This window comes from Protofrankia sp. Cj5 (assembly GCF_917627405.1).
Taxonomy (GTDB): Bacteria; Actinomycetota; Actinomycetes; order Frankiales; family Frankiaceae; genus Protofrankia.
The window spans coordinates 1-10,494 of sequence record NZ_CAKJTO010000141.1; the positions used below are offsets into that span (position 1 = coordinate 1).

General features: G+C 69.1%; 8 protein-coding genes. 3 read left to right on the forward strand and 5 right to left on the reverse strand.

Annotated features, from left to right (window positions below; translation table 11 throughout):
- The first annotated feature begins 860 nt into the window (after window positions 1-860).
- Both MJ777_RS23260 and MJ777_RS23265 read left to right on the forward strand, forming a co-directional pair.
- Complete coding sequence (locus MJ777_RS23260; protein WP_370652793.1) at window positions 861-1,646, forward strand: WD40 repeat domain-containing protein; 786 nt, start codon at window positions 861-863, stop codon at window positions 1,644-1,646.
- The gene (locus MJ777_RS23265; protein WP_370652794.1) at window positions 1,634-1,720 is read left to right on the forward strand and encodes a WD40 repeat domain-containing protein; all 87 of its coding nucleotides are present in this window, start codon (window positions 1,634-1,636) and stop codon (window positions 1,718-1,720) included. Before MJ777_RS23260 ends, MJ777_RS23265 begins: the two co-directional genes overlap by 13 nt.
- Window positions 1,721-1,876: 156 nt before the next feature.
- Here the strand turns inward: MJ777_RS23265 and MJ777_RS20630 are convergent, their stop codons facing one another.
- Both MJ777_RS20630 and MJ777_RS20635 read right to left on the reverse strand, forming a co-directional pair.
- The gene (locus MJ777_RS20630; RefSeq protein ID WP_239377502.1) at window positions 1,877-3,895 is read right to left on the reverse strand and encodes a type VII secretion protein EccE; all 2,019 of its coding nucleotides are present in this window, start codon (window positions 3,893-3,895) and stop codon (window positions 1,877-1,879) included.
- Entirely contained in the window at window positions 3,892-4,695 is an 804-nt protein-coding gene (locus MJ777_RS20635; RefSeq protein ID WP_239377503.1) for a hypothetical protein, read from the reverse strand. The genes MJ777_RS20630 and MJ777_RS20635 overlap by 4 nt, the downstream gene beginning before the upstream one ends.
- 468 nt (window positions 4,696-5,163) lie before the next feature.
- Between MJ777_RS20635 and mycP the strand changes: the two genes are divergently transcribed.
- On the forward strand, window positions 5,164-6,408 hold the full coding sequence (mycP, locus tag MJ777_RS20640; RefSeq protein WP_239377505.1) for a type VII secretion-associated serine protease mycosin: 1,245 nt from the start codon (window positions 5,164-5,166) through the stop codon (window positions 6,406-6,408).
- Window positions 6,409-6,610: 202 nt separating this feature from the next.
- Here mycP and MJ777_RS20645 read toward each other — a convergent pair whose 3' ends face one another.
- From MJ777_RS20645 to MJ777_RS20655, 3 genes are all read right to left on the reverse strand, one after another.
- Entirely contained in the window at window positions 6,611-7,639 is a 1,029-nt protein-coding gene (locus tag MJ777_RS20645) for a low specificity L-threonine aldolase (protein WP_370651698.1), read from the reverse strand.
- Window positions 7,640-8,104: 465 nt separating this feature from the next.
- Window positions 8,105-8,899, reverse strand: coding sequence for a carboxylesterase (locus MJ777_RS20650; protein ID WP_239312101.1), 795 nt, complete (start codon window positions 8,897-8,899; stop codon window positions 8,105-8,107).
- 57 nt (window positions 8,900-8,956) lie between these two features.
- A complete protein-coding gene (locus tag MJ777_RS20655; RefSeq protein WP_239377504.1) occupies window positions 8,957-10,387 on the reverse strand; it encodes an amidase in 1,431 nt (476 codons plus the stop codon).
- Window positions 10,388-10,494: the final 107 nt, after the last annotated feature.

Sequence of the window (10,494 nt, forward strand, 5' to 3'; positions counted from 1 at the left end):
CACAACGATCTGCACACGTTGCCCCCGGCTGACACCGGACAATCTCCGATCATTGGTAACGCTCACTGTCCCGTCCTCTCCTGTCCCAGACCGGCTGTCCCCTCGACACCGGCGTCGAGCCTCCAGGAATCGATCATGCGATAAGCGGTCGATTCAGCCGGATAAGCGGCTGAGTTGAAACCTGCGCCGAGGCCAGCGGTGTCGGATAGCGCCAGACGGAGGTCTCCACCCGGGGATGGAGGCTCCCGCCCGGCCGCACGGCCGGATAGCCAGTCCGCCGTCGAGCAGCTCATCCTTGGGTCATCTTGCGCCTATACAACATATTTGGGCTGTGCACCACTTTCTGCGTCCTCAGCAGAGAGAAACGAACCGCGGCCGGCGCGGAAGCGACCGGCGCTTTTCAACCGGGCGAACGATCGCGCCACCGGTACGTCCAAGCCCTGCTGTTGTGCGCCCTCTCTGCCTGGAGATCTCCTTACCGAGACCTCCGTGTGGAGCTATTCGACATGTCGGTTCTGGCGCAGACTGCGGCTGTGCGGCCCCAGCCCATGCGAAGTGCTGAAGTGACCGAGTCCGTCGAGATCCCGCAGGCCTACCGGATCGCTCCTGATCCCGCTCCAGCCTGGGAACTGGCACCCATTCGGTATGCGGGCGCCGCATGGTAAGCGCTCAATCGTGCACTCACCATGACAACAGGCGCGCGCAAACGCTGGTAGAACACGGTTACCGCGCCGGTGACAGCGGGGGCGAGAGCGTCCGAAAAAGACGCCCGCCGACAGGCCGGGATTCCCGTTCCCGCCAGGCCAGCTATCCAGCGGGCACCCGGCAGGATCGACAGCGGTGACGCTGGAGGAATGGTCATGGAAGCCGAATGGGCGACGACCTTAGCTCGCGCAGGCGGATCGGCGCTGCTGGCCGCAGCCGCCACGGATGCCTGGCGGAGCGCCCGAACAGGCTTTAGCCGGTTGCTGGGCAGGGGTGACCAGCAGCTGCGGACACTCACCGAAACGCGGCTGGAGGAACTCGCCGCGGACATCGCCGCGGTCGGCGAAGCCGACCGCGGCCGGCTGCGTGAGCGGCTGCTGCCAGCCTGGCAGGCACAGCTGGCCGAACTCCTCCAAGAGGAGCCGCGGACCGCAGGCCAGCTGGAAGACCTCACGGCCTGGATCCGGGAGGTACTGCCCGCTGCGGAACGGGACTGGGCTGATGCGGTCACGGCCGGCACTGCCGCGGCACTGACTCCCGCTGTGACGGCTGGTGATAGCAACCTGTCCACTGGTAACACAGCGGCCAACAACGGCAAGATCTTTGATAGCCGCGGCAAATACCGCCTCAGCTCCATCCGGCTCGGCACCCACGGCCCGGCGATCATGATTCTTGGCCTTGTTGTTCTTCTGGGCGGCGGAACGGGCATCATCTACTCCGCGACGCGGCAGTCCCCGGCTGCCGCTCCCCGCCCGCTGGGCCAACCAATCCTGACCGGCCACACCGGCAGCGTATTCTCAGTGGCCTTCTCCCCAGACGGTAAAACACTGGCCAGCGCCAGCAGCGACAACACCGTACGACTATGGGACATGACCGACCGCACCACACCCCACCCACTAGCCAACCGCTGGCCGGCCACACCAGCTCCGTGCTTTCATTGACGTTCGCTCCGCATGAGAACGTTCTGACCAGCGGTAGCGCCGATGGCACGGTGCGACTGTGGACAATGGGCTGAACCAGCCCCGTCACCCCACGTCTGCTGCCCGGTGAAACCCGGGTCTTCTCCCCAAACTCTGCCCGGGTCTTCTCCCCGGCCCGACACAGCATGTTCGCTACCGGCTGCGGCTCGGCGCGGCCCCGTCCAGCCGAGCGCGGGTCAGCTCGGCATGGGTCAGGCCGCCACCAGATCTCCCGTATTGGCAACAATCGTAACAAAGCGCACCTCGCCGGGTACTACCAGGGCGATGACGTTGTCGGGCAGCAGCGGCAGCCAACGACAGGCGGACTCCGGTAGCCGAGCCGCGATGCGGACAGCCTCGACGGCGTCCGCGGGCAGCTTGCCGCTCAGCAACAGAAAATCGAAGGACGCAAGGAGCCGTACCGACTCGCTGGTGACCGTGGACAGCCGTACGATCCGTGCCTGCCAACCGGCCGTGGATGAGAGGCTGGGCTGGTTCCCGGAATGCGGGCTCATCTCGTCCAGAAGGAGAAGCGGACCGGGCCGAAGGATAGCCGGCCGCGGGCCGGCGAAAGCCAGCCTGGCGGGTTGTCCATCCGATACCCGTGGCTGGCGAAGCCCGGCCCAGCACTCGGCCCGGTGCGTATTGATCCGGACAGTCGCGCCGCTGGCCAGCGCCTGCTCGACCACTGCCCGAGCCAGCCCGTCGGATCCGAACATCCCGATGGTGGTCGGCTGACGGCGAAACATCCGCACGACCACGGGGACCTGTTGGCGTTCCACCCCCAGGACAAACCCGCAGGCCATGGCCGGTAGGTTCCACCAGGCCGCGCTGGCCGGCGCGCGGTGGGTGGCCAGCGCGACGTCACCAGACGCGTGCTCATGCCGCCAGCCACCGGGCAGCCGTACGGGGACAAGCCGTCCCAATGGCAGCGCGGCTATGGCGGCCGGCGCCTGACGGCCGCCCAGCCGACCCAGCCGCCAGCCACCAGCCGCTGCCGAACGCAGCAGCAGAGTCGTCAGGCGTGCCAGTGCGTCGCTGTCATCCGCGGCGACTCGGATCAAGCCGCTCATCACCGGCCGTTCGTCCGCGTGCCGCCCGGCCGCGAGGCCCACGCTGACAGTCACGGATTGCGCCGCCGAGGCGAGCGTGGCCGCGGTGGCCACGAAGGTCGACAGCCCGGCCGCAGGCCACCGGATGACCTGGAACGAAGCGCTCGTGGACACGCCGTGGCGCAGCCAGGACCAGCCCTCGGTAAGGAGGCCCCGGCCGCCCGGAGCGGAACCGGGGGAGTATTCGGCGCAGGGGTCTACCGGAGCCAGCCCGACCGCCCTGGCCAGGACGTCGCGTGCCTCCTCGGGGCCCAGCGGCCGAGCCGGGCTGCCATTCGCCCGCAGCACCTCGACGGCCTGCTCCACCCGTCGCCGGACCGGCTGTCTCAGCTGCTGGACGGAGGTCGCCGTACCCAACGCGCGTTCGGTCAGATCGGCACGGTCGAAGCGCAGCACCACGTGGACGGTGCGCGCGAGTGGGACGGCGGTCACGGGGGCGGGGGCCTCCCCCGCGCTCAGTGACCCGGGCGGCTGGGGCTGCTCCGCCGCCATGGGATCGGTGGTAGCTCCAGCGACGAGGATGACGAGCTGTGCTCCGCGTATCCGCGTCGTGGGGTCCGCGGACAGCAACGCCACCAGCCCGGTCAGCGGCAACGCCCCGTCGGCCCGCGGCTCGAGCGGCCCTGGCTCAGGGCCGAGCTCCAGGAGCGCGGCCCAGCCGTGTCCGTCGTGGACGACGCCGATCCGGCTGCCACCCCGGCCGGGAACAGAACCGATTCCTATCCCCGGCACAAGCCCACCGAGCACGGGGGCTGCCAGCCCGTCGGTCGTGCCGCGGGGCGCGTCACCGCCGGCCTTCGTCTGGCCACGGCCACGATGAGGGCCACGGCCGCGTGCGGCAGCCAGCCGCGCCAAGCGGGCCAGCGGCGCGGCGCCGTTCGACGCGACTATCATTACCGCAACGGAGAGCACAACAGGCCGGCCGACTGTCACCCAGTCGTATCCCCAGACGATGAGAACGGCCAGCAGCAGGACTTGGACCACGAGCGCGGTGCGGACGTTGAGGCCCAGCACGTGACCAGCTGTCCGCACCCGCTCGACTCGCTCCGGCAACGGCGAACCGGGGTGCGGGTCCTGCTGGCGGTTGCGGCGGAGCCCCGGGATACCGACGGAGGTCACTGCGAACCGTTCCCGGCAGCTGTCGCCGTCTGGTCGTGAAACGTACCGCCCGTACCGCCCGTACCGCCCACGACGTCACCGGGCAGCTCCAGGGCCGCGACGGCCGGGGCCGGCCGCGCGTCTGGTCCGGGCTCGACCGGTTGCCACGCCGGTATCACGACAACCGGCTGGACGTGCACCCGGTCCAGGCCCTCCGGTGGCACACTCGCGGCTGGGGCTTGGGTGCTGTCCCGTTGAACCGGGGCGGCAACAGCCGGCGCGAGCGAGTCGGTCGCCAGCGCCTTCTCCCGCTCCGCCGTCGGCCTGGGCCACTGGCGCGGGCGGGTGGTCCCTCTCCGCCCAGCCGGCGTACGCTTCCCGGCCACGGCCGGGCGGAGGAGCGGGAGCCGCGATGGTCGTCCGCGGCGGGTCGACAGGTCGTCGCCCTGCCGAGACTGCGCCCGGCGTTCAAGCGCCCAGGGCAGGATCAGTACAGTCACCACCAGCATCCCAACAGACGCGTAGAGCACGTCAAGTGTCCAGTGCTCGCTCGGCAGGCCGCTTGTCCTAGGCGGAGTGGTCAGCGCTGTCCTGCCGGCCTGCGCCGCGTCGGCATCCGGGGCGGCCGTGGCCGAAAGCACGCTGCCGGCGGTAGGCGCGGATTCACCCCCACCCGCGCCACCCAGCCAAACCGCAATACCGATCAATATCGCACCGGCCATTCCAACGGCGAGAATGAGCACCGTTCCGCCGATACCCTTGGCTCGACGCGAGCGGTGCCGGCCCGCGGGCATGAGAACATCCACTTTCAGCACAGTCATCCCGCCATCCGGGTCGTCACCATCCGGGCCGTCGCCATTCAGCCGGTGGAACCGGATAGACCTGTTTCGCCGGCCCCCAAGGAATGCACGTCCCACACCCCGTTGGAGGTTCGACCGAGCCCGGTTGAACCGGCCACAGGCCAGATACGTGCCTTTCTCGAGAAGTACAAAGCCGTATCCCGGAGGAGCGGAACCGATGAGCGACTATCCGCCTGCCAGGGCGTGTCTGATGGATGCTGGTCGATGCGAACAATGATCCAGAAAGCGGCCTGGGCGGCGGAGAAGGCCTGGACAGCGGTGTTCTGTCCGGACCGACGACAACGCGGCGGGACGCCTTCTGGGCACCGATCCCCGCGATCGACGATCTGTCAGACACGCCCTGGCCGCCGGGGAGGCCGCGTCTCACCGCTGGCGGTCACCGGGTCTTCGCGTCGGCCGCTGACCGTACTGATGACAGCCGTGGCGCTCATGGCCCTCACCCAGTCGTGGTCACCCGCGAGCGGGGAACCACCGGTGGGGACTCCAACGCCGACGGGAGCACCCGCCCAGCCGCTGGCGCCGCCGGTCAGCCCACCGCTGTCCACCGGCTGCGCGCCACCGTCGACCGAGATCGTACGGACGATGCCATGGGCGCAGCGGCGGCTGGGAGCGGCCGGGGTGTGGAATCTGACGCGCGGCGCGGGAGTCACCGTTGCTGTGATCGACACAGGTGTGGACGCGGCAGTGCCCCAGCTCGCGGGGCGGGTCCTCGCGGGCGCGGACGTGACCGGGCAGCGGGTGCCGGCGAACACCGACTGCTCGGGCCATGGCACGTTCGTCGCCGGTATTATCGCGGCCGCCCCCGTGCCGGGAACCCCGGTCGCCGGGATGGCGCCTGAGGCGACCGTGCTGCCCATCCGGCAGGCGTCCAGGGACTCCGACGGCACCGCCGCGGGCTTGGCCGCGGGCATCCGCGCCGCGGTCGACGGCAGAGCTTCTGTGATCAACATTTCGACCAGCGCTTTCTTCCCCGATGACAGCCTGCATGCCGCGATCCGCTATGCCACGGAGCGGGACGTACTGATCGTTGCGGCGGTCGCGAACCAGGCCGAGAACGGCAACCCCCGGACGTACCCCGCCGCCTACCCGGAAGTGCTGGCGGTGGGCGCGACCGGTCAGAACGGCCAGCCGGCGGGCTTCTCGGAAGCTGGTGACTACGTGGACGTGGCCGCGCCGGGAGAGGGCGTGATCAGTCTCGGCACGGGCGGGTCAGGCCATCTCGTCGGCGACGGAACAAGCTACGCGGCGCCTGAGGTGGCTGGAGTCGCCGCGCTCGTTCGGGCTTACCGGCCGGAGCTGAGTGCGGCGGCGGTCCGCCGCCGGATCGAACTCACCGCGGACCGGCCCGGCGGCCGGCTGCCCGACCCCCAGCTGGGCTGGGGGGTGCTCAACCCGGTTTCCGCGGTGACCGCGGAGCTGCCCGGGGAAACCGCGGGCTCGGCATCGCCGTCCACGGCTACCGGCGTGGTGCGAAATGTGATGCTACCGCCGGTCCGCCCCAACCACGCTCCTCGCGGCATTACCCTGATATTCACCGCGGCGGCCCTTTCCGTCGCGCTTGTGGGAGTCGCCGGTATCCGTGTCGCTCGGGCCGGCCTGCGGCGGCAATGGCGCCCCGGGACCGGGGAGGAAGCCCTGGCTGAACTGTCCCGTCGGCGCCGGCATCCCGCCTGAGAGCGCCCGGCAATAGGGGTGTGAATCAAAGAGCCGGGCTGGGGTGCGTGCATCGCGCGGCGATGGACGGGGAGCGATGACGCGAGGTGCGTGTGCCCTGGCCCCGCGACGCCGCGTCCCCTCTTGCCGGGTGCCGGGCGCGCTGAGTCCCAAACAACCGGGAACGGCTGTGACGACCGTTCCCGACCGGGCCCGCATGCGTTCAACGGCCGAGCAGCCCGTGCAGGAGCGTTGCCGCGCTGTCGATGTCCTCGTCGTCGATGTCGAGGTGGGTGACGGCCCTGACCCGTTGTGGGCCAGTCAGCTGCAGAAGCAGTCCGTGACGGGCCGCCGCGGCGGTGAACTCGCCCGCGGGCCAGCCGGTGTCCGACAGGTCAAGGACAATCATGTTCGTCTGGACCGCGTCGACGTCGACGGCGGAGGGGGCGACATCCGCAATCCGGCGAGCCAGGCGCCGCGCACGTTCATGATCATCAGCCAGCCGCTCCACATGGTGGTCCAGCGCGTAGCTGCCAGCCGCGGCAACTATGCCGGCCTGCCGCATCCCACCACCGAGCCGCCGGCGCAGGACCCGGGCGGCAGCCGCGCGGGACGCTGAGCAGACCACCAGGGATCCAACGGGCGCGCCCATCCCCTTGGACAGGCAGACGGACATGGTGTCGAACAGCCGGCCGAAGGCCGCGGCAGGCAGACCGGTGGCGACGATGGCGTTCCATACACGCGCGCCATCGCAGTGCAGAGCGACGCCCGCTGAGCGCGTCACCGCCCGCAGCGACTCGAGGACATCCATGGGATAGACCGCGCCGCCGGCACGGTTCGCGGTCTGTTCGACCGCTACGGCCCTGGTCACCACGGTCCGGAATCCCTCAGGCCGAAGCTGTTGCGCCACCGCGTCAGGCTGAAGAATGCCCCGCGGCGAAACGATCGTCCGGGTCGATATTCCGCCGTGCTGGGCCGCTCCCCCTCCCTCATACGTCACAATGTGCGCATCCGCGTCACACAGCAGCTCCTCCGCCGGCGGTACCAGGAGCCGCAGACAGATCTGATTCCCCATCGTGCCGCTCGGCACAAAGACGGCGGCTTCATGCCCAAACAGGTCGGCGACGCGCTCCTCCAGCGCCGCAACCGTCGGGTCCTCGCCGTAGCAGTCGTCGCCTACCTCTGCCCGCGCCATCGCCTCCCGCATGCCTGGAGTCGGCCGCGTGACCGTGTCGCTTCGCAGGTCGATCAAACGATCAACCATCTCCCACCCACCCCCGCATGATCGCGATCTTCTACTGAGCCATCATCGCCATGCCGCGACCATTCGCTCTTCCTGTTATCCAGAATTCTATTCCAGGATAACTAAGATTCCAGGATAACTAAGAGCGCCCGGCAATAGGGGAGCGGTGTCGCGGGGCTGGGGCACGCACCTCGCCGCATCGCTCCCCGTCCATCGCCGCGCGATGCACAGGTACCCCGGCTCGTCGGTCGCCACCCAACACCTCCGGTGACTCCCTCCGCCGCCTCGCGACGCACGCACCCCAACCCCGCTCCTTGACCCATACCCCTATTGCCGGGCGCTCTAATATGACGAAAGCCGCGACGATGCCGGCAACCTGATGACCTGGTGTGGCCGGAGACGGATGCGTGATTTTACCCGGGCTGGCCACCGGGCGCGACCAGACATCGCCTGGCGCCAGCGAGCACCGCCCGGCTACCGCGCCGTGTCGCTGGGATCCGGACCGCTCTGGAGAACGGGCAGCCAGGTACGCAGGAATGCCGCCGATTCAGCAAAGATGGTTTCGGCGTCGTTGTCCAACGTCGCGATATGATAGCTGTCCGAAAGCAGCACTTCACGGTGTTCCGCCGAGGCGATCCCGCGAAGCACGATTCCGCTGGAGAGCTCGCCGGCGGTTCCATCGGCCAGCGACCGGAAAAGCAGCAGCGGCTGCGTGACCGCCGACAACCGTGGCCGGACGTCCCGCCACAGCAGGGTCATCGACCGCACGGCCTTCAGCGACAAACGGTCATAACTTGCCCGCGGCACGTCGGGTTTCTTGACCATCGGGCCGTCGTTCCTGATCGAGGGCACGAAGTGCTGCAACACCGGCAATGCGAACAGCAGCCTGTTCGGGTTGGCGATCGAGGGATTGACCAGCACAACGGCACGCACGATGGCCGGATGCCGAGCCGCGAGCCGCAGCGCGAGGGAGCCGCCCATCGACAGGCCGGTGACCGCGACGGTCTCACAGTGCTCGGCGAGTTCGATCAGTGCCCGCTCAGCGCTGCCGTACCAGTCGGGCCACCGGGTCGAGCTGAGGTCCTGCCAGGTCGTGCCATGTCCTGGCAGCAGAGGGACGCTCACGCGGTAGCCCTGCCCCAGCAGGTACCGCGCCCACGGACGCATCGACGCGGGGGAACCGCCGAACCCGTGCAGCAGGAGCACCCCCCGCGACGTCTCACCCGCGGTGAACGGCCCGACTTCATCGTCGGTCAGCTCACTGGTCATCGTCCCGCCTCACTCCCCGATCGTTGACTGCGCTTCACCGGGGCCACGCACCGCGCCTCACCAGATCTCCGGGCGCCGCCCGAGCTGCCCGGCAGCCGACTGGAGCTGGGCCGCCAGCGCCGTCAGCGTTGCCTCGTCACCGTAGCGACCACCCAACATCACGCCGATCGGCAGGCCCTGGTCGTTCCAGTGAACAGGCACGGTGACAGCCGGTAGGCCCGTAATATTGTACAACGGCGTATAAGGCATGAACGCCGTCATCCGGTCAAAGTTGGCGTTGGCGTCGGTGTCGGTGGTGAACTCACCGATCAGCGCGGGTGGCTGCGCGAGCGTCGGTGTCAGGATGACGTCGTACACCTCGAAGATCAAGTCTGTCAGCATCTGCCCGATTCCGCGGAACGTCGTCAGCGCGGCGTGCAGCTGCCTTCCGGAGACGGCCCGGCCACGGTCCCGCATGTACCGCGTGAACGGTTCCAGCGACTCCTCGTCCTCTTCCTCGTCCTCGAGAGCCACCTGGGAGGCCACGACGGACCAGACTCTGCCGAAGGCGTCGGCCACCTCCTGGTCCGGGCTCATCTCCATCTCCTCCACCCGGTGCCCGGCGGCGGCAAGGAGCTCGATCGTGTGTTTGAGCGCGTCGTGACAGTCGGCATGGGCCGTCACGTCGGGCAGCATCGGCTCGGGCATCACGGCGATCGTGAGCTGGCGGGGTTCGACGCCCTTGGCGAGCGGGCCGACAAGTCCGCCGGGTGCCGTTTCGGTATCCCCCGGCATCAGGCCGGACATAAGATCAAGCAGGGCTGCGGCGTCCGCGACCGTACGCCCTAACGCGCCGTTGATCGATAGCCCCGTCACATCGTGCCCGATCGGCCCGTTGCTGACCCGGCCCCGGCTCGGTTTTATTCCGACGAGCCCGCAGGCCGAGGCTGGGATCCGTACGGAACCACCGGCGTCGGTGCCGTGCGCAATGGGCGCCATCCCCGCGGCTACGGCGGCGGCCGAGCCGCCGCTGGAACCTCCAGGGCTGTGCCGCGGACTCCAGGGATTGCGGGTGGGTGGCCCCAGCCGGTTTTCCGTGTAGCAGGTCAGGGCGAATTCAGGGGTGTTCGTCGTTCCGAGAATCACCAAACCGGCGCTCTTCATACGGGCGACAACATGATCATCGATATCGGAAATCTCGTCGAGAAAGGCCGTCGACCCTGACGTGCGGCGAACGCCCTCGATGCGTGCCACATCCTTGACGGCCACCGGCACGCCGTGGAGCGGACCGAGAACCGTGCCGGTCCGGCGTGCCGCGGTGAGCTCGCGTTCAGCCGCGGCGGCTTGGGCGAGCGCGAGATCCTCGGTGACCGTGACAAACGCGGCGACCGTCGGGTCCAGCGTGCTGATCCTGTCCAGGTAATGGCGGACCAGTTCGGTCGGGGAGAGCTCGCCGGCCCGCACCGCCCGCCCCTGCTCCAGCGCGGTAAGATCATGAATAGTACTCACAGACACTCCGTCTCACGAGCAACAAACCGACCAGCGGACCGACCGGCGGACCGACCGGCGGACCGAGCAAGTACCGGCGACCCCACCACCGGCGACCCCACCACCGG

Bases quoted from the DNA above. Each gene is read 5' to 3' on its own strand.
- MJ777_RS23260 (WP_370652793.1), top strand. From the start codon at position 861: ATGGAAGCCGAATGGGCGACGACCTTAGCTCGCGCAGGCGGATCGGCG.
- mycP (WP_239377505.1), top strand. From the start codon at position 5,164: ATGGCCCTCACCCAGTCGTGGTCACCCGCGAGCGGGGAACCACCGGTG.
- MJ777_RS20635 (WP_239377503.1), bottom strand. From the start codon at position 4,695: ATGACTGTGCTGAAAGTGGATGTTCTCATGCCCGCGGGCCGGCACCGC.
- MJ777_RS20650 (WP_239312101.1), bottom strand. From the start codon at position 8,899: ATGACCAGTGAGCTGACCGACGATGAAGTCGGGCCGTTCACCGCGGGT.